Origin of the sequence: Escherichia sp. WS1450 (assembly GCF_046487395.1) — a bacterium.
Lineage (GTDB): Bacteria > Pseudomonadota > Gammaproteobacteria > Enterobacterales > Enterobacteriaceae > Escherichia > Escherichia coli.
The window spans coordinates 31,240-47,004 of the sequence record NZ_JBJQJO010000022.1; the positions used below are offsets into that span (position 1 = coordinate 31,240).

The following is a 15,765-nucleotide window of genomic DNA, read 5'->3' on the forward strand; positions in this document are numbered from 1 at the left end:
GCCTTTGTTGTCAATCAAGAACCTTTCTTCACGTACTCCATAAACATTTTTTCAGCTTGCCCAGGTGACGTTCCTGCCATGACCAGCGCATCAATGAACGCCTGCTTCTTCAGTGCGAACTGATCGGCAAGGCGTTGCTGAAGCTCCTTGTTTTTCTGTTTCTCACGTTGCAAGGCCGCTTCTTTTGCTGCCGCTCGTTTTTTCTGTGCGTCTGACAACTTTCTGGCCCTGGTCAGTTGGTCACGTAGCTTGTCGATCTTGCCGTTGTCCTTCGCCAGTTTTGTACTTAAAGCTGCCTGGCGCTTCTGATAGAGCCTCCATTCGCGTTTGGCGGCTTCAACGTTCGTTTTACTGCTACGATTGCGATTAAACTCCTTCTCGTCTTCTTTTGAGAAGTGTTTGGTTGTACGGCGGCGATCGTCACCAAATGCAATTTGCGTTGCAGCCTTTTGTAGCGCACGAGCAATACTCATCTGCCAACTGGCAGACTGTAGTCGTGTCATTGAGTGGATCACATGTTTACAGGCGACGCCTTGCAGCTTAGGGTTGCGAACTTTTGGATAGGCGTATTCTTTTGGCGGGGCCAGGGCAAAGTTACCCGCAGTGGCGATGTAGCGATACCAGTATTGATGGCGACCGCAGTCACAGTCGAAAGACACTCGCCCGGCACACAGTGATTTTGTGACTTTCAGGGCTGATTTATCGTCTTCTGCGATGTCATCGACCATCTGATCCCATTCTTCAAAACGTACCCGGACAATGTGGTGCTGGTGAACGGATATATCGGACGCTTCCACGCGGATATTAATCACATTGTGACGAAGAGATACGGGCGTAGCTCTTTTGATACCAGAACCGTCGTCTACGGCGTTATTTGCTCGCTTAATATCGATAGCCTGGCTGGACGCTACCAGTTGTGCGTATGTGATGCCAGCCGTCTTGCTGTCATATTTTTCGCGTGCTTTGCTTCGCAGCTTTTCGAAGCCTTTCAGATCGTCACGCGTAAAGAACGTGCCGCCTTTCTTTTTCCCCAGCTTAAGAATGTCTTCAGCTGATTTATTCCTAAGCCTGCCCGGCGTGAGTGTCCTGTGCGCCTGGCGGCGTTTGCGGTTTTGCTCTTTCCTGATGAGTTCAAATACGCGTGTGAAATCCTTAGAGGACAGGCCGTCAGTGATATATCGCCCGTCCTGATTTTTCAGGAAGTCAGGCATTTTCTATCTCCGGTGCCGAGCCAGCGTAATCGCGAATCTTGTTTCTTAGCCATGCTGCGTCAGGAAGAGTTAACGTTGTCCCTACCGGCATTTCTTCCATTTCTGACTCATGGCCCACCAGCACGCGAAATACCCAGCGCAAATCAGCGTTGCCATAGGCGCGATAGGCCGCCAGGTCTGAGCGATAAACCTCATCAATTTTTATCGTGTACTGGAAATTATCGGAGTGATACTCCGATACCCGCTTGATCATCTCCTGATGGAATAGTGCGCGCAGCACATCGTCTTCAATGCATCGATCGTCGAGCCTGCTGTAACTCATAACAGTTCCTCACAGTCATAACCTGGGGGGAACTGTATGCAGGGTGTGAAATGCGAGAAACAGACAGGCCACCAGTTCAGGGGGATGTGGTTCATAAATCCCCTCACTGGTGACAAGTGACTTTCATTAATCTTTATGCGGGGGCCAGCTTCATTGTTTGCTGGCTGTAGATTAAAAATTAAATAGTGTGAATGACATGGACGTTATTCTCGAATTGTTAAAGCTAATTGTTCTGTTTATGAACGCCTCGTTGACCACGCAAATACTGGCGTTAGTATTTTTGTTACTCTTCTACCTGGTATTAAGGGAGTTAACAAAGCTACTGAGTTGATTAAAGTATCACCGTATCTTCATCAATTACTTGCCCGGCCAGCGATTTTGGTTGGGTATTTCCTGCTTTAGCTTTTTGATCGCTGATAATGGACAGGAACGAGGCCATTATCCCTGCTTTGTTTTCTTTCTCTACCGCTCCTGTCATTTGTTTCAGGTAATCCGCGCTGGCAACATTGTGGTATACCGTTGCATAGCAGCACAGAATCATCAGGATGTGCTCTGGTCGGATATCTTGCCAGTTAACTCGATAAACCTCTTCACCGTTGCCGTTGTATTCGGTATCGACGATAGAGTCGGGGATCTCAAATGCCCCTTTGTTCTTGTCAGGCAGGGATAGCAGCCTTTGTAGTTTCAGCTCCCGGTATCTCTCCATGCCGACAATGATCGCTGCTCTGCCGTCGGCGTGCCGTGTTTTTAATGTTACCTGGCTGGCACCTGTACCGGCTGAAATGGTTGGCGTGATTTCGTCAACCAGCACCTTAAATTCACTTTTACGCAGCTCGGCAATTGCTGGTGGAATTTTTCGTTTTTGTTCAATAGCAGATGCAGGGAGCGGCTTTACTTTGTCAATTACAAGCGCGCCGTCTTTCAGGACTGCCGTAGCCATCAGCGGCTTGTTAGTAGAAAGACTGAATATTGCGATCTTTTGCATGGCTTTTACTCCACGATAGCAGGCACAAAAAAAGGCCGCACATGGCGGCCTGCTTTGGCGTTATGACTCCCTACCGCGCATCGGCTGAAAGTTAGTCGTCAAAAGAACCTTCAACGGGAGCCGTTTGCGCAATGGATTTTGTCCAGATTGTGATTTCCAGAATAGTGTCAACAATTTTTTTGAATTTTTTATTCGCGCTGAATTTGGCCTAAGTCATTTTGGCGTAGATGTTTGCTTTTGTAACATAAAACTTCAGTTTGTTTACATGAAGGATGGTTTTGTGAAGTTAAGGGTTTTGGGAGCAGTGCTCGCGGTTATATTGGGGGGAGTTTCTCTTAATGCTGCCTATGCAGGCGCGTTACCTGCAAAGTATGAGGCTGGGCTGAAGGTGTTGCGAAACGCCAAAACAAACTATACGCCTGATGAAGTTTCAAACTATTGCCAGAAAGAAAATATCCCGCTGAAACCTGTAGAGCCATTCTTTAAAAGCAACATTGAGTTCTGTGTATTTGCATATGCAGCAGATGAAACAGGCAAAGCCATACAAAAGACAGGGTATTCCACCAAAGACACAATGTCGGTGTTAAGTAACGGCGTGTTGCAGTTTGAGCTTTATCGTCAGCAAGGAATGGGAGATCTATTGCAGCCTTTGTATATGCTGGCTTGGGTGCCTGAAGGGCAGCAGTTTCTTATCCGGAAAGGGATGCTTCGGCAAAGTGATGTGGCAGGATTCAATAACATGACGGAACTTGAACGAGCCGCGAAGCAAAAACAAGCACCTAAGCAACCTACAGCGGAATGCATTCGTAGTGAGATCCAAAAGATATTAAGTGAGCAGCCTTACATTGATCGTGGGGTAGCCGAAGTCGCTGCAAAAATGAAATGTACTAATTAAAGTCAAATAGAATAACAAAATGGTAACATCTGGAGTTTGTGAAATGTTTTTAAAGAAATGCGGAAACATATTTTGTTCAACAGCGTTTACTGCTGTTATTGCTCTTTCGGTTCCCAGCATATCTTTTGCTGAAGATTTTAGCAAAATTGACTGTAACGCCACAAAAACAAGGCAGATGTTGATCGATGATTATAACGAACTTTTAAAAGATGAACCGGAAAAAGTAACAGTAATTGATGCTTACGATCAGGTTAATGAAATAAGCGAAAAAAATAAACTCCAATGCTTGGGAACGTATGAGTTCTCTGATGGAAGCACGCTTAGAGTTAGGTATAATTTATACCTAAACAGCCTAGGTACACCTATATATAAATTTGTCCCGGTTGAGGATTTAACGCAATATGACGTAAGCGCATCTATTCATAATGCTCCTGCAACCATTACGAGTGCGCCTGAAAATAATGGAAAAACATACGCCTGTAAGGTCGCTGTAACCTACAATGGAAAACGCTCTAACTACATGGGGGATTCTGGTACATGGGATCGTGTGATTACTGATTATGGATCTTACTTCTCATGGGATTTGCCACGCGGAAACAGAGGTAACAGCACTGGGCAGGATGCTTTTAGTGGTATAGACGAATCAAAGCCTGTATTAGAAAATCAGTTGGTGAGAAAGGAAGTCGAAAAAGATGGTAGTGTGGTTGATGAGTTCAGGACTGAAGTAAGCTATGGTGAGAGACAATCAGCACATAAGTTTGTATATGCCCGTAGAATAAAACCTACAGGGACGAGAGAATATTATGTCACAGATCTGACTGATAAACGGGCATTTATGTTTCTGAATTGTCAGCAAGATTCGTAGTTGATATAGCAGGCTTAAAGATTAAGCCTGCTATTTGTTTTACTCGGTAATTGTTTTACAGTTGTTTTTATTTAAGGCCAACCCAAGTTTACTTGAGGCCAACTCATTTTCGGTGTGAGTGCCAGCAAACACAAAGCCTTGTTTTATCTTGTTTATGGTGAAATATTTGTTGTACATGAAAGCCCAAATAAAAGAGGCGATCCAGGGGCCAATTCCGGCAGTGAGGAATGCCAGTATCAGCATCACCACGAACACCCCAATGAAGGTTATAAAGTCTTTCCTGAACAAAGCAGGAAAAGCACCAAACAAGAATGTAGTCCAAGAAAAACCATAAAAACCGGTTATTGACTCGCCAGTTTGAGGATTTTCAAGTTTAATTTTAGTAGCCAAAACTATTCATCCTTTAACATAAAAAACAAATACTTATAAAGCTGTGTGAGTCCGCAATACTACTAATTTACACTTTGTAATGCAATGAGTTGATGTATGTCTTGTGACGCTGTTATTCATATCTGTAGGAGTTAAGATTTTTCGGTAATGGTGATTTCATCTCCTAGCCGATAACGGCGGGGAACGGAATTCTCCATCAGGTCGCGAATTGCTCCCGCCTCACGCAGTTCCTCTGTCTCCCAGTATCTGTTTGTCACCAGGTCAAGGCTGGCAATGACTTTATGCCGGTCATTCGGCATGGCTTCTTTTTCAGCCATTATCATCAGTGAGAACTCTTCATCCAGTAGAATTTGATACCAGACTTTTGACAGTTCCAACTCTCTAATGAGGGTGAAGCGCCGCTCAATTGTGGCGGAAGAATAAGTGAAATCAATTTTTTTCGTGGCATACATTTTGCTGTGTCCGGTCACTTAGTAGTTAAAGCCCCGGCATGACCGGGGCAAATCTATTAACTAACAATCCAGTCGGTCGCTGCTACATCTTCTGGCTGTAAATCAATCGCATAGATCTTACCGTCGCGAAAGGTGCGCCAGTTTTTCCGTGAGCCTCTTTCGGGCCATACCCAGACACTTTCAGGCCAGGATGCTCGACGGCATACGGTTGCATACCCTGTTTTAATCTTCTCTCTGGCGGTATGCAACGACAGGTTTGCCTTTGGACTTTCAGGCACGGGATGGTGAATGGCCTGAAATAGCCCCATCTTGGGATGATACCAGCGTTTGTTGCGTGGTTCTGCCTCCGACATAACCTGCTTAAAGGCTTTCCGGAAGGGGGCCAGGGCCACAATGGAGCGTCGCGCAAGCAAACCGTCGGGAGTTAAAAACTCATGCGTATCAGTGGGTATCCGGTAAGCGTTGACCAGGTTGCGGCATTTGGCTTCAGTCAGGCCGCATTTTGCCGCCAACTGGCGATAGCCAATGTAGCCTTCTGGAATATTGCCTTTCTTGATCTGCTCAAGTGTTTCGGTGACCCTGGACACTTGTGCCGATACTTCGGCTACCTGGGCATTAACGGCGTTGATCCGGCGTTCATGCTCAAGATGCATTTGCGCCATTTCGGCCAGGATTTCGGCTTTGGATTTTAACTGTACCCGGGCATTCTCCAGTTCGCGCCAGCGGTCCACCAGCCGGGCGGTAAATTCCGGAGAGAGCTGCGCGACGACAATGATGCTGTCTCGTTTTCCTTGTTCGCCTTCAAAGATGTAAGCCTTGGAAAATCGACGAGGGCCAACTGATTGTTTATTTTCAATTTCCACAGATTGTGGAAATTGAATCACACTCTTTTTAGCCAGTGTTTCGATAGTTCTCTTCACACTATCTGGGCGACTTCCTACCAGTTCCGCGATCTCAATGCTGGTCATTGTCGCTTTTTGAGAGATGGACAGATTCATCAGTGCACCTCCACGCAGTTCATTGGCAGATTCCAGTAATTGAGGATCTCCATCGCATCAAGAGTGAAGCGAGCAGCAAAAATGCAGGGTTCTTCGGGAAGGTATGAGCGCGCCTCTGCTTCGGTAGCAGCCATTACGCAGATATAAAGGTGTTTTTGGCAGGAATAGAAACGCCAGATAAATTCAGAATGAGTTGGGGTAGGGATAGTAGCCATATTGGCAGCCTCCTTTGACTAAGTTAAGGAGCTACCGCGTGAGGTTCCAATCTCAATGGCGGTAGCACTGACTGGGTTGGAACTACCGGCGTCAAAGGGAACCGGCCTGCCTTTCGGCAGCCCAGCCAGCACTACCATTGATCTCTGAGCTAAACGCTAAGTATGGCTGTGCGATGGCATGACACAAAAAAAGACGCGTTCGGCGTCTGTGTCGCCTTTGACATTATCCGGGGTTCCAATCCCGGCACCCGTTTTTCTAAGGTGCCGTAGAAATATACCCCACGATAATGCCAGGGCGCAACTGTGTGTTTTCTTATGCTTTTCTTTTCTTCTTTTGGGCTTGCTTGCAGGCGTAGGCCATTGCTTTAGCTTTCACTTCATCCAGCTTCCCGGTGATCACTTCTTTTCCGAGAGTGACAAACCAGTCATAGCAACCGCCAGTGATGTTCTGGATTTGAAAGTTGAGATAGCGAACGGTCATTTTGACACCCCCAGCGCGAGTAAAGAATGCAGATTATCGCGTGAGTGGCGGACAACGAGTGATGGGAAAAGACAGTAGCTGTTCATAGTGTAGTGACTCCTTGCTTTCGGAGCCGCCATCGACTGTTCCACGGTCTGGTGGCGGCGCAATAAAGGTTGGAACACCGTGAGTCAACGGGGGCTTTTCAGCCACCTATATTGCACCGCCATTGGTATGGCGGCGGCAATCATACGAAAAACCAAACGGTTTGTCTCAAAAAGTTGACCGGTGTACCAATCGGTTGTGAATGTACAACGGCGAATTTCACAATTCAACTTAAAATGTTAGAAAATTAATTTATTAATTCAGTCACCATCTGATACAACGTCATTTCATCAGCATTGTGCCGCCTGAAATCTGCTTTGCCGCCTATTTTTCCATCAGCATGAACAGGAACCAACCAGGGGTATTGCTCGCGGATCTCTGCTGGCGCTGCGTGTTGATGGTGCCATTTACACAAAGGGAGGACGTATTTATGCGCGTTTTCTGCTGTTCTCCCGAAGATGTGGTGCAGGGATACCACAGGGCTATGCTGTCCGTGCATATGGCAGGCAATGCAGGGGAGAGCACCGATGGCAGTTTGTATCCGGCGCTCATCTGCTGTGAGTGTTCTGCCTTTCAGGCCGCGTGACGCGCGAGTTTTTTTGACAGGAGCAGAAGCGGCCTTCTCTTTTCTTCGCTGTTCATATTGCTTCGCTTTTTCAATTTTCTTTTGCCGATATTCAGGCGATGCGGCTTTTTCTCGCGCACGCTGCTGCTGGCGTTGAGCTTGCTGAAGACGCTTTGCCCTTTGTTCCTCCCGCCATTTCGGATCAGCCAGTTTTTGCAGGGCTTTTTGTGTCTGTTTCTCCCAATAGCTTTGCTTCATAGAAATACCCGGTTTGTCTACATCGCCGCTATGGTTGATCAAAAGTGTTAGAAAATCAAAATTGATTTTCTAACACAAAATGAAGATACTTTTTTCAGACGCTATATCAGGAGGTCATGATGCTTGTCGCAATAAGTGCAATCCACCAGCAATCCGGTACAGAAATTGGGTTGCTATATGCCCTGTTTTTCACTGTCCTGGCGTTGTTTGAGCTGGGCATTGAACTCTTTGCTCTCATTAACTTTTGCGTAACGTTCCTGGGGAAACTTTGATGTCAAAACGCATTATGAAAATTTACATCGCGGGTCCGATGACTGGTTATCCCGACTACAACCGCACAGCGTTTTTTTCGAAAGCAAAAGAGCTGATGGAGGTAGGGCATATTGTTCTGAATCCGGCGCTGTTACCTGCTGGCCTCTGCCAGAGCGAATACATGGATATTTGCCTTGCAATGGTGCGTTCGGCTAATGCGGTCTATTTGCTCAAGGGGTGGGAGGAATCAGTTGGCGCTCGTGCAGAGCACGAGCTGGCTCAAAAGCTGGGGCTGAATGTAATTTATGAGTCACCAACCAACATTGAATGCCAGGTTGCTCCGCATATTTACCGGGAACTGGTCAATGCACTGCGTGATATCGCTGCTGTATATCACGGCACAGAACAGCTTCGTGAGCGTTTAGCCCATACCATTTCCTATTACCTGTCTGCATCCCATGAGCACAAGCTCCGTCAGAAGGTAATGATCAAATTTATCATGAGGTTATCGAAATCCCTGGCAAGCGCCGATCCAAAGAATCCATTACCGAAAGAGGCAATGAATTACCTGAAGTCCTGCAACGTTGTTTCTGAAGATGGCGTTCTTTTGGTTAGAAGGAGTTCTGCGTGAGCTGGCGGGGATGGGGAAGGGCAGAAATCATGATACTCCGCCAGTGCGCCGGGACTATGACAGTCGAGGGTATTGGGAGACTGATCGGGCGTACCGGTGGTGCTGTCAGGACTAAAGCGCGGCAATTGCGGATCAGCATGATTCTGAAAGGTGACTTTCACCAGTCAGCCAAATACCGGCAGAGCGATATAGAGCTGGCGCGGCAGCTTCATCAGTGTGGCGTTCCCCGCCGTGAGATCGCAGAAAAACTCGAAATGCCCCAGGGCATGATTAATCAGTACGTTTATTTCGAAAGGAGAGTGCATGAAGTCTGAAGGTTTAACGCCCGCACAACTGGCAGAGCGTAACGCTGAGTATGTAACGGAAATTTCCCGACTTGAGAAAGAGCGCGCGGCGCTGGCGGCGGAGAATGCACTTGCTCGTAAAGCTGTTCAGGCATTCTGTGAGGTTGTTGGCGACAACACTGAGATTATCTCCGAGTTGGTTGGGCAAGATGGCGTTCTGGTTATTTTGAAGGCCATGAAGGCAACAGGAAATATGTCAGCCACCGACGCTTTCCTGGCTGAAATACGTGCGGAGGCACGCAACGAGGGGATTAACTACACCGCAAGCCGTCTTGCTGCTGCGTTCAATCACGGATTTATCAATAAGTCTTTGCGTGAAGTTTTCGACGTTACACGCATGATTTTGTCAGCGAAAGAAGAGTTGGCTAATGAACCGCATCCGATTGATGGCCTGTCCGGTGAATATGCGGAGAAATCCCTTGAAGAATGGGCGGAACAGATTCGCAAAGGAGTTCAGTCATGAGCATCCGAACTGAACATGGATTTGGTCCTTCAACGGTCGAAGTCGAATGGCTTGATGATTGCCCTAGGTGCCAGCACGGCAAAGCCAGGGTAACAGGATGGTCGGTAACCAAAGATTCTTTGTGGGCGGGTGATGAGGCCGTTTGTTCCAAATGCGGTCACAAAGGTGAAATCGATGCTGATGGAGAGAATGCCTGGGTGGAAAGGGACGAAATCGAGGAGGCACAATGAGCAACATCGACATCGACACACTGGCGCTGCGTGAGGCGGCAGAACGTGCAATTCCGGCAATGGAACGCCTGTTAATGTTGCCAGTTGATGATGATCTGATAAGTGAACAGGAACTTAAAGATTACGGTGTGGATATTGATGCGCTCAACGCCTTCAAATTTCTGACCGGACCAGAAACCGTGCTGGCACTGCTGGATGAACGGGAAAGAAACCAGCAATACATCAAACGCCGTGACCAGGAGAACGAGGAAATTGCGCTAACGGTAGGGAGGCTTCGCGTTGAGCTGGAAGGCAAAGACAGCAAAATAGCCAATCTTACCGCCGAACGCGATGCTCTTCGTGAAGGTGAGATGGGCGACGCTAGGCATAGCAACACACGGGCCGCAGCTGATATCTACTTCCAACTGGTCGAGGAGTGCGAAATTCCTGCTGGCGGATCTCTGGTCGAGTACGTTGACGATATGCGCGAGAAGCTGGAAGCTGCAGAGAAGCGCATTGCAGAGTTAGAAAGTGGTTCTCAGGCACAAAAGTTAGTTGAAGCAATCATTGTTGCGATAGAAAACGAACAGGAAAGGCTTTTTGATGAAGATTACCTAATGGATTCGAAAGAATGCATTGACGTAATTCGTGAAGAAGTAAAGCGATGGAATGATTCCCGTGCCGCTGGCATTCGCATCAAAGGAGAGTGAGATGACCACATCGCATTCTGCAATCACCCAGGAAAAAGTATTTCGCTTGCTCGAACGTCTGGAGGCGCTCGCCACGGAGGAGGATATATCCCCGGAGATGCTGGTCGAGTGCAGCCGTGTGATATTGCGTCGCAAGAACGACATCGCGCGGCTGACATCTGGCGCACCATCCGTATCAGCCAGTCCAACGCTTTATTGCAGCTTCTGCAACAAATCCCAGCACACCGTTAAAAAGTTAATTGCCGGGGACAACGTTTTCATCTGCAACGAGTGCGTGAAAGATTGCAACAACATTATCCAGGAAGAGCAAAGGGAATCAGCATGAAATTTTCCAAATTCTCGGAGTTGGTGAATAGTATTTTGTCCAACAACCACAGCCATCGTCGCGATATGGATGTAACGATCGTTGTTCATTCGCCTGGTCGCATCGGTTCAACACCATCAGTTGAGGTTCAGTCAATTCAGGTGGGTTTTGATTGGGATGCCGGGAAAGTGCTGATTTTCCCAGCACAGCCACTGACCACGCTAACACCAGAACAGATTACTGATATCACGGATAGTGTGCGCAAAGGTCAGTCTTGGCACGCATATCAGGAATACAAGAAGCATAAAGAGCAGTTGGGAAAATTGTCGATTGAACTGGATGCTGCAAGACGGCGCATTACAGAACTGGAGAGCGAACGCGCGGTGCTGGCGGCGGAGAATGCGGAGCTGAAGTCTGTGCACCCTCAACCATTCGGAGCTGAGATGATGAAGGCTCTTGATGCGTATGAGAAGCATCAGGATGAAGTGCCAGAGACTGGAATGCTCAATGCATTTTTCATCTTGCGCGACAGTATCCGTGTTGACACCCCAGCCACCGATGCTTTCCTGGCTGAAGTACGTGCGCAGGGCGTGGATATGGCTCGTAACGCGATGATTGATTTTGTCGATGGTGAAGTTGGGCCAAACAAGAACGTTCCGGGGCTGATTAGAGGCGCAGAGATATGCGTAAGTATTGCTGAACAGCTTCGCAAAGGAGGCAGCCAGTGAATATCGACACGACAATAACGATCGATACGCTCCTAAATACCGGTCTGGCACTTCTCGGTTGGCTTTACATCATGTCCCGTACATGGCGATGGCTGGGTTCCATTTTCCTGAAACAGTGGAAAAAACGGCGCAAACAGGAACTACGCCAGAAGGCATTAGAAGCGTTCTATGACGCATTTGAGCTTAGCCGCATTGAACCAGGTACAACAGCCAGGATAGCGACAAAAGGCGACCTGATGATAGTGATGTTCAGACAGGAGAAAACAAAATGACAGAACAGACGATGACAAATCGCGAACTTGTTGATGCCGCGATTGAACTTGCTGGCGATTTTTATTCCATGTTGGGTTACGAGCATCGACCTGGTTTTAAGTATTGGGAGTCACCGCATCCGCAAGAACAACAGGTGTTTGAAATGGCCTGCCGTGCTTTTGAGGTTATTCGCGGTTCTGATGTGATGGAGGCCGTTGCCGACTTGGAGGATGAAGAGTGAGCATCATTAAAGAAATGCCGGTAGAACGTGATGAATATGGCTGCTGGACACATCCGGAATATGAAAAGTTTTGCGCAGGTCGTGAATATATATCCACTGAGGAATTTGACGCCTGGATGAAGGAAAATAATCTTCAGTGGACTATTCGCAGTATGGATGAAGATCATTTTAATCTGGACGCAGATGGTCCCGATATTGCCGCCTGGGAACCAGAGCGACCAGAGGGCGAAGGATGGTTTGTTGGCTCTATTCATGACACTGAAGATGGCCCGGTTTGTATCTGGCTGCGGGAGAAGGTTGCCGCATGACCCAGGCGCTGCATGAAGTGAATTTATATAGCCGTATTGATGGTTCAGGCTACAGAAACATATGGGTTGTTGGTGATCTGCATGGTTGCTACACCAGATTGATGTCTGAACTTCATCGTGTGGACTTTGACCCGACACAGGATTTACTGATATCGGTTGGCGACCTTATCGATCGCGGCACCGAAAATGTTGAATGCCTGGAGCTATTGCAGATGCCCTGGTTTCGGTCGGTTATGGGAAACCACGAGCGATTAATGATCGATGCGTTAAGCCCCGCAGGCAACGTGAATAACTGGCTAATGAATGGCGGCCAATGGTTCTTCATGCTGGACGCTGATCGGGAAATATTAGCCAGGGCGCTGGTGGAGCTGGTAAGACGTTTACCCTATATCATTGAGTTGAACACCGGGCATGAAACTATCGTTATAGCCCATGCCGACTATCCTGATAACGAATACCAGTTTGGTAAACCTGTTAGCGATCTCAATGTTACCTGGCGGCGTGAGCGATTTTATGACGCGGTTGATGGTGTTGGTGGAATGATCACTGGTGCAGATAGCTTTATTTTCGGGCATACGCCAGTAAACAGCCCGAAATCTTTCTGGAACCAGCACTACATAGACACTGGCGCGGTTTTTTGCGGAAATCTGACGCTAAAGCAGGTGAAGGGAGGCCAGCCGTAATCCTGAACACATCGTTTATGCACTCAAAACCGTGTTAGAATATTGATTTTAATTTTCTAACATATTATTTTACCGCTCGGAACAAAACAGAGTCGGTATACATTATGAGTGCAATAATCACACCTCATTTCGTAAACGGAGCTGGTGTGGCTGTCTTTCCGGTAGACAAGCCCACCAGCAACTACATTGGCGCAGGTCGCCGTTTCATTATCTCTCCACTTCCGCGCGAACAGGCTGAAAACACGCCAGATGGCGTAGTGGATCTGAACTATTCGCTGGTTGCCAACCAGTCTCTGAAAGCATTTTTTCAAAGCGAGCGCGTATTTAACGCATTAGGCGGTGAAGATTCGCTTGTTCATTGGGTAAGTTCCAATATCCACGATTGCCAGGCGCACGATAAGCGCGATTGCAGCCACCAGCTAACCACTCATTTCTATAACGGCTCTGCCGTTCGCCTGTGCTGGAAGCATGATGCGGAATACATGATGAAGGGGTACGGCAAGCTGGATGACCAGTTATCCCTGAATCGTGCCAACTGGGTTATGAACTGGGCTGCGAGCGAGTTAAAACTACCGCCAGAACGCGATCTGAGCATGGTTGAACTCACTTTTTGGGCCATTCGCCGGAATCTGAAAGACGAGCTGCCAGATGAAGCCGGTCGCATTGCATTTTGTCAGCCAAAACAGGAAATCCCTACCGGCACACTGAAAGAATCGGATATCACCTGGGAGCACAGCACCCGTGAGCTGGTGGACATAACCGCAGAGCAGATCGTCAACCTGTCTGTAGATGAGGATTCCGGCCTGCTGTATATGCGCCGACCAAAAGCGGTTCTCGGTAAAAGCCCGGCTTATCTCCGGTTTGTGATTTCTCGTCCGTGCATCGGATGCGGAGGCAAAGTTAATCACCCGTTCATGTACCGCGCCCGCTCGTTAAACGAACACGATCGCTGGGCCGTTCCTCTTTGCGATGAATGCGCCAGAAGCGCAGAAAACGATGTCCGGGCATGGGAAAAAGCACATGGCATACGCCTTTACGTAGCCGCCAACCAGCTTTTCGACTTCGCCATCGAGCGCGGAGTGATCACGTTCAATAACTGATGGAGTGGATCAAAAAATGAAAGAACGCGGGATGATTTTTAACGATGAGATGGTCCGGGCAATTCTTGGCGGGAATAAAACACAGACTCGCAGGATTGTTGAAGAAAAATTCTATGGACGAGCAGTTGCCGCAGAGTTGCTTGCCAAGCATTGTCCATATGGTCAACCGGGCGATCGTATTTGGGTTCGCGAAACCTACCGGGTACATGGCAAAGCGACGGACGTCGCAACGCTGGTTTATCGCGCAAGCGTGCGTAACTCCTGGACAGAACAAACGCACCGGGTTCCGGTCGATGTTTGTAATAAACCAGTATCAGAAAAGTGGACGCCATCAATTCACATGCCGCGCTGGGCATCGCGCATTCTTCTGGAAATTACCGACGTGCGTGTGGAACGGCTGCATGACATGAGCGAGGCAGATGCTAAAGCAGAAGGCGCAACTCCGGCGACGTACAAGATTACGCCACCTGAAGCTGTTTATCGCGTTGGTTTTGGTGATATCTGGCGCAGTATTTACGGGCAGGATAACTGGCTATCTAACCCGTGGGTATGGGTAATCGAGTTTAAGCGTATTCAGGGGGCAACCAGTGAGTGAGTCAAAATGCCAAATTAATGGCAACAAGATAGAACCGTGCGCGGCTTTGGCACAATCGCTGGAGTATGACGCTGAATACACGACGCGAAAAGGGCTTCTGAAATACAAAATTTATAACCATGCATTAATTAATTCACAAGACCTGATCATGCTGCGGTCTGGTGAATTTTCTAAATCGCCTATTCGAGTTTCATTTTGCCCGTTCTGTGGTGAAAGTCTGAAAACGTGGGAAGCGGAGGCAACCAGTGAGCAAAATTAACTATCAAGAACTGCGCGAGGCGGCGGAACAGGCAACGCAAGATGAATGGGTAGCATATATTTTGCCGGGTCATAACGGCATTTATCCTGCGCGCACGTCTGAGGGTAGGCATTGCGGATACTTTATTGACTGGCCTGGCATTGATGGGCAAAGGAATGCTGGTGCTAATGCCCGTTATATCGCGGCTATCCCACCAAAAGTTGCGCTGGCACTACTGGATGAGATCAACGCATTAGAGGAAACGCGTATCAACGATGTTTGCCGTATTGCGGAACTAACAAAACAACTGGAGTCGGCAAAATCAAAACTCAACGAACAGCGTGAATATTACGAAGGTGTTATCTCGGATGGGAGTAAGCGCATTGCAGAACTGGAAGCACGGGAAATAAAACCAGCCAAAGGTGAAGTTCTTGTCGTTGTTTCTGGTTTTACTGGTTGCGGAAAAAGCGCCATCGCCGGGGAAATAGAAATCGCGATGCAGGCTATTGGTGTACCGGTTCAGTGGACTAATGGCGATGCGGAAAAGCGCATGACAGGAGCTGACTGGCTGACAGCGATTGAGATGTACAAACCAACAGTGCGCATCGTGGAAGTTAATGTGCCACGCGCCCTTGGCATTCGCATCAAAGGAGACGCAGGAGAACAAAACGATGAAAAACCGTAAAGCAAAATTACTTCTTTTATCGCGTTCGACGGGGTACGAGAAGCTACCAATCAGCAATCACAAACGGGCGGTGATCGGCATGTTTGGTAGGGTGGTATTCGCATTTAACTATAAACCCACCGCGTCGCGGAACAGACGAGAGAAGGGGTACGCAGTGCGATGAAAAACCGTAAGGCAAAGATGCTGATAGCAAAGCCCGGGCAGCGTATCCGTATCTCAAATCGGCTTGTTATTTACTATAGATATCTGGGTTTTAGGGGGTGTTCCTCTATTCGTTTTTACGGTGTCTGGCGGAGCAGAA

Annotated in this window: 27 protein-coding genes and 1 pseudogene; 18 read left to right on the forward strand and 10 right to left on the reverse strand. The window is 47.9% G+C overall.

The features are described 5' to 3' along the window. Positions 1 to 14: 14 nt before the first annotated feature. From ACJHYR_RS20875 to ACJHYR_RS20885, 3 genes are all read right to left on the reverse strand, one after another. Positions 15 to 1,211 carry a phage tail protein gene (locus ACJHYR_RS20875; protein ID WP_072770500.1) on the reverse strand — a complete coding sequence of 399 codons (1,197 nt, stop codon included), beginning with the start codon at positions 1,209 to 1,211 and terminating at the stop codon, positions 15 to 17. Further along, positions 1,204 to 1,533, reverse strand: coding sequence for a hypothetical protein (locus tag ACJHYR_RS20880; RefSeq protein ID WP_016262385.1), 330 nt, complete (start codon positions 1,531 to 1,533; stop codon positions 1,204 to 1,206). Before ACJHYR_RS20880 ends, ACJHYR_RS20875 begins: the two co-directional genes overlap by 8 nt. Before the next feature lie 331 nt (positions 1,534 to 1,864). Further along, positions 1,865 to 2,518 (reverse strand): hypothetical protein, encoded by a 654-nt coding sequence (locus ACJHYR_RS20885; RefSeq protein ID WP_021551806.1) that lies wholly within the window; start codon positions 2,516 to 2,518, stop codon positions 1,865 to 1,867. Between the two features lie 124 nt (positions 2,519 to 2,642). Between ACJHYR_RS20885 and ACJHYR_RS20890 the strand changes: the two genes are divergently transcribed. Beyond that, complete coding sequence (locus ACJHYR_RS20890; protein WP_410233141.1) at positions 2,643 to 3,413, forward strand: hypothetical protein; 771 nt, start codon at positions 2,643 to 2,645, stop codon at positions 3,411 to 3,413. 43 nt (positions 3,414 to 3,456) lie between these two features. Beyond that, a complete protein-coding gene (locus ACJHYR_RS20895) occupies positions 3,457 to 4,278 on the forward strand; it encodes a hypothetical protein (protein ID WP_016262391.1) in 822 nt (273 codons plus the stop codon). Between the two features lie 39 nt (positions 4,279 to 4,317). Here ACJHYR_RS20895 and ACJHYR_RS20900 read toward each other — a convergent pair whose 3' ends face one another. From ACJHYR_RS20900 to ACJHYR_RS20930, 7 genes and pseudogenes are all read right to left on the reverse strand, one after another. Next, entirely contained in the window at positions 4,318 to 4,668 is a 351-nt protein-coding gene (locus ACJHYR_RS20900) for a hypothetical protein (protein ID WP_016262392.1), read from the reverse strand. A gap of 131 nt (positions 4,669 to 4,799) precedes the next feature. Continuing rightward, positions 4,800 to 5,120, reverse strand: a complete 321-nt coding sequence (locus ACJHYR_RS20905; RefSeq protein WP_016262393.1) for a hypothetical protein — start codon at positions 5,118 to 5,120, stop codon at positions 4,800 to 4,802. 287 nt (positions 5,121 to 5,407) lie between these two features. Next, positions 5,408 to 6,118: pseudogene (locus ACJHYR_RS20910) on the reverse strand (Rha family transcriptional regulator); the annotation flags it as partial. Then, positions 6,118 to 6,333: a host cell division inhibitor Icd-like protein gene (locus ACJHYR_RS20915; RefSeq protein ID WP_000201263.1), complete on the reverse strand. Its 216-nt coding sequence runs from the start codon at positions 6,331 to 6,333 to the stop codon at positions 6,118 to 6,120. The pseudogene ACJHYR_RS20910 and the gene ACJHYR_RS20915, both read right to left, overlap by 1 nt. 18 nt (positions 6,334 to 6,351) lie before the next feature. Then, positions 6,352 to 6,471 (reverse strand): ash family protein, encoded by a 120-nt coding sequence (locus ACJHYR_RS20920; protein WP_071526433.1) that lies wholly within the window; start codon positions 6,469 to 6,471, stop codon positions 6,352 to 6,354. 175 nt (positions 6,472 to 6,646) lie between these two features. Further along, complete coding sequence (locus tag ACJHYR_RS20925; protein ID WP_021551801.1) at positions 6,647 to 6,814, reverse strand: hypothetical protein; 168 nt, start codon at positions 6,812 to 6,814, stop codon at positions 6,647 to 6,649. 331 nt (positions 6,815 to 7,145) lie between these two features. Then, positions 7,146 to 7,721 carry a Ref family recombination enhancement nuclease gene (locus ACJHYR_RS20930; protein ID WP_024191207.1) on the reverse strand — a complete coding sequence of 192 codons (576 nt, stop codon included), beginning with the start codon at positions 7,719 to 7,721 and terminating at the stop codon, positions 7,146 to 7,148. Between the two features lie 116 nt (positions 7,722 to 7,837). Here ACJHYR_RS20930 and ACJHYR_RS20935 point away from each other — a divergent pair, with 116 nt between their 5' ends. The 16 genes from ACJHYR_RS20935 (at position 7,838) to ACJHYR_RS21010 (ending at position 15,464) form a co-directional block, all read left to right on the forward strand. Beyond that, positions 7,838 to 7,993, forward strand: coding sequence for a hypothetical protein (locus ACJHYR_RS20935; protein WP_157209371.1), 156 nt, complete (start codon positions 7,838 to 7,840; stop codon positions 7,991 to 7,993). Beyond that, positions 7,993 to 8,604: a DUF4406 domain-containing protein gene (locus tag ACJHYR_RS20940; protein ID WP_021551799.1), complete on the forward strand. Its 612-nt coding sequence runs from the start codon at positions 7,993 to 7,995 to the stop codon at positions 8,602 to 8,604. Before ACJHYR_RS20935 ends, ACJHYR_RS20940 begins: the two co-directional genes overlap by 1 nt. A 29-nt stretch (positions 8,605 to 8,633) precedes the next feature. Continuing rightward, positions 8,634 to 8,918, forward strand: a complete 285-nt coding sequence (locus tag ACJHYR_RS20945) for a DNA-binding protein (protein WP_114213064.1) — start codon at positions 8,634 to 8,636, stop codon at positions 8,916 to 8,918. Beyond that, on the forward strand, positions 8,908 to 9,411 hold the full coding sequence (locus tag ACJHYR_RS20950; RefSeq protein WP_114213061.1) for a hypothetical protein: 504 nt from the start codon (positions 8,908 to 8,910) through the stop codon (positions 9,409 to 9,411). Before ACJHYR_RS20945 ends, ACJHYR_RS20950 begins: the two co-directional genes overlap by 11 nt. Continuing rightward, entirely contained in the window at positions 9,408 to 9,641 is a 234-nt protein-coding gene (locus ACJHYR_RS20955) for a hypothetical protein (RefSeq protein WP_114213062.1), read from the forward strand. The genes ACJHYR_RS20950 and ACJHYR_RS20955 overlap by 4 nt, the downstream gene beginning before the upstream one ends. Next, positions 9,638 to 10,330, forward strand: a complete 693-nt coding sequence (locus ACJHYR_RS20960) for an ead/Ea22-like family protein (RefSeq protein ID WP_098716982.1) — start codon at positions 9,638 to 9,640, stop codon at positions 10,328 to 10,330. The genes ACJHYR_RS20955 and ACJHYR_RS20960 overlap by 4 nt, the downstream gene beginning before the upstream one ends. 1 nt (position 10,331) lies before the next feature. Then, entirely contained in the window at positions 10,332 to 10,655 is a 324-nt protein-coding gene (locus ACJHYR_RS20965) for a ClpX C4-type zinc finger protein (RefSeq protein ID WP_021551796.1), read from the forward strand. Then, positions 10,652 to 11,362, forward strand: coding sequence for a hypothetical protein (locus ACJHYR_RS20970; RefSeq protein ID WP_114213063.1), 711 nt, complete (start codon positions 10,652 to 10,654; stop codon positions 11,360 to 11,362). The genes ACJHYR_RS20965 and ACJHYR_RS20970 overlap by 4 nt, the downstream gene beginning before the upstream one ends. Continuing rightward, entirely contained in the window at positions 11,359 to 11,634 is a 276-nt protein-coding gene (locus ACJHYR_RS20975) for a DUF4752 family protein (RefSeq protein WP_016262400.1), read from the forward strand. Before ACJHYR_RS20970 ends, ACJHYR_RS20975 begins: the two co-directional genes overlap by 4 nt. Then, positions 11,631 to 11,855, forward strand: coding sequence for a hypothetical protein (locus tag ACJHYR_RS20980; protein ID WP_016262401.1), 225 nt, complete (start codon positions 11,631 to 11,633; stop codon positions 11,853 to 11,855). Before ACJHYR_RS20975 ends, ACJHYR_RS20980 begins: the two co-directional genes overlap by 4 nt. Further along, entirely contained in the window at positions 11,852 to 12,163 is a 312-nt protein-coding gene (locus tag ACJHYR_RS20985) for a hypothetical protein (RefSeq protein ID WP_016262402.1), read from the forward strand. Before ACJHYR_RS20980 ends, ACJHYR_RS20985 begins: the two co-directional genes overlap by 4 nt. Beyond that, a complete protein-coding gene (locus tag ACJHYR_RS20990) occupies positions 12,160 to 12,846 on the forward strand; it encodes a metallophosphoesterase (RefSeq protein ID WP_016262403.1) in 687 nt (228 codons plus the stop codon). The genes ACJHYR_RS20985 and ACJHYR_RS20990 overlap by 4 nt, the downstream gene beginning before the upstream one ends. 146 nt (positions 12,847 to 12,992) lie before the next feature. After that, a complete protein-coding gene (locus ACJHYR_RS20995) occupies positions 12,993 to 13,946 on the forward strand; it encodes a DUF968 domain-containing protein (protein WP_021551792.1) in 954 nt (317 codons plus the stop codon). Positions 13,947 to 13,962: 16 nt separating this feature from the next. Beyond that, entirely contained in the window at positions 13,963 to 14,541 is a 579-nt protein-coding gene (locus tag ACJHYR_RS21000; protein WP_021551791.1) for a hypothetical protein, read from the forward strand. Continuing rightward, positions 14,534 to 14,800 carry a hypothetical protein gene (locus tag ACJHYR_RS21005; protein WP_116986855.1) on the forward strand — a complete coding sequence of 89 codons (267 nt, stop codon included), beginning with the start codon at positions 14,534 to 14,536 and terminating at the stop codon, positions 14,798 to 14,800. The genes ACJHYR_RS21000 and ACJHYR_RS21005 overlap by 8 nt, the downstream gene beginning before the upstream one ends. Further along, positions 14,787 to 15,464: an ead/Ea22-like family protein gene (locus ACJHYR_RS21010; RefSeq protein WP_151295492.1), complete on the forward strand. Its 678-nt coding sequence runs from the start codon at positions 14,787 to 14,789 to the stop codon at positions 15,462 to 15,464. Before ACJHYR_RS21005 ends, ACJHYR_RS21010 begins: the two co-directional genes overlap by 14 nt. Positions 15,465 to 15,765 lie beyond the last annotated feature (301 nt).

Bases quoted from the DNA above. Each gene is read 5' to 3' on its own strand.
- ACJHYR_RS20950 (WP_114213061.1), top strand. From the start codon at position 8,908: ATGAAGTCTGAAGGTTTAACGCCCGCACAACTGGCAGAGCGTAACGCT.
- ACJHYR_RS20880 (WP_016262385.1), bottom strand. From the start codon at position 1,533: ATGAGTTACAGCAGGCTCGACGATCGATGCATTGAAGACGATGTGCTG.
- ACJHYR_RS20895 (WP_016262391.1), top strand. From the start codon at position 3,457: ATGTTTTTAAAGAAATGCGGAAACATATTTTGTTCAACAGCGTTTACT.
- ACJHYR_RS20920 (WP_071526433.1), bottom strand. From the start codon at position 6,471: ATGGTAGTGCTGGCTGGGCTGCCGAAAGGCAGGCCGGTTCCCTTTGAC.
- ACJHYR_RS20980 (WP_016262401.1), top strand. From the start codon at position 11,631: ATGACAGAACAGACGATGACAAATCGCGAACTTGTTGATGCCGCGATT.
- ACJHYR_RS20925 (WP_021551801.1), bottom strand. From the start codon at position 6,814: ATGACCGTTCGCTATCTCAACTTTCAAATCCAGAACATCACTGGCGGT.
- ACJHYR_RS20935 (WP_157209371.1), top strand. From the start codon at position 7,838: ATGATGCTTGTCGCAATAAGTGCAATCCACCAGCAATCCGGTACAGAA.
- ACJHYR_RS20875 (WP_072770500.1), bottom strand. From the start codon at position 1,211: ATGCCTGACTTCCTGAAAAATCAGGACGGGCGATATATCACTGACGGC.
- ACJHYR_RS20990 (WP_016262403.1), top strand. From the start codon at position 12,160: ATGACCCAGGCGCTGCATGAAGTGAATTTATATAGCCGTATTGATGGT.
- ACJHYR_RS20885 (WP_021551806.1), bottom strand. From the start codon at position 2,518: ATGCAAAAGATCGCAATATTCAGTCTTTCTACTAACAAGCCGCTGATG.
- ACJHYR_RS21000 (WP_021551791.1), top strand. From the start codon at position 13,963: ATGAAAGAACGCGGGATGATTTTTAACGATGAGATGGTCCGGGCAATT.
- ACJHYR_RS20945 (WP_114213064.1), top strand. From the start codon at position 8,634: ATGATACTCCGCCAGTGCGCCGGGACTATGACAGTCGAGGGTATTGGG.
- ACJHYR_RS20960 (WP_098716982.1), top strand. From the start codon at position 9,638: ATGAGCAACATCGACATCGACACACTGGCGCTGCGTGAGGCGGCAGAA.
- ACJHYR_RS20940 (WP_021551799.1), top strand. From the start codon at position 7,993: ATGTCAAAACGCATTATGAAAATTTACATCGCGGGTCCGATGACTGGT.
- ACJHYR_RS20965 (WP_021551796.1), top strand. From the start codon at position 10,332: ATGACCACATCGCATTCTGCAATCACCCAGGAAAAAGTATTTCGCTTG.
- ACJHYR_RS20930 (WP_024191207.1), bottom strand. From the start codon at position 7,721: ATGAAGCAAAGCTATTGGGAGAAACAGACACAAAAAGCCCTGCAAAAA.
- ACJHYR_RS20955 (WP_114213062.1), top strand. From the start codon at position 9,408: ATGAGCATCCGAACTGAACATGGATTTGGTCCTTCAACGGTCGAAGTC.
- ACJHYR_RS20915 (WP_000201263.1), bottom strand. From the start codon at position 6,333: ATGGCTACTATCCCTACCCCAACTCATTCTGAATTTATCTGGCGTTTC.
- ACJHYR_RS20970 (WP_114213063.1), top strand. From the start codon at position 10,652: ATGAAATTTTCCAAATTCTCGGAGTTGGTGAATAGTATTTTGTCCAAC.
- ACJHYR_RS20905 (WP_016262393.1), bottom strand. From the start codon at position 5,120: ATGTATGCCACGAAAAAAATTGATTTCACTTATTCTTCCGCCACAATT.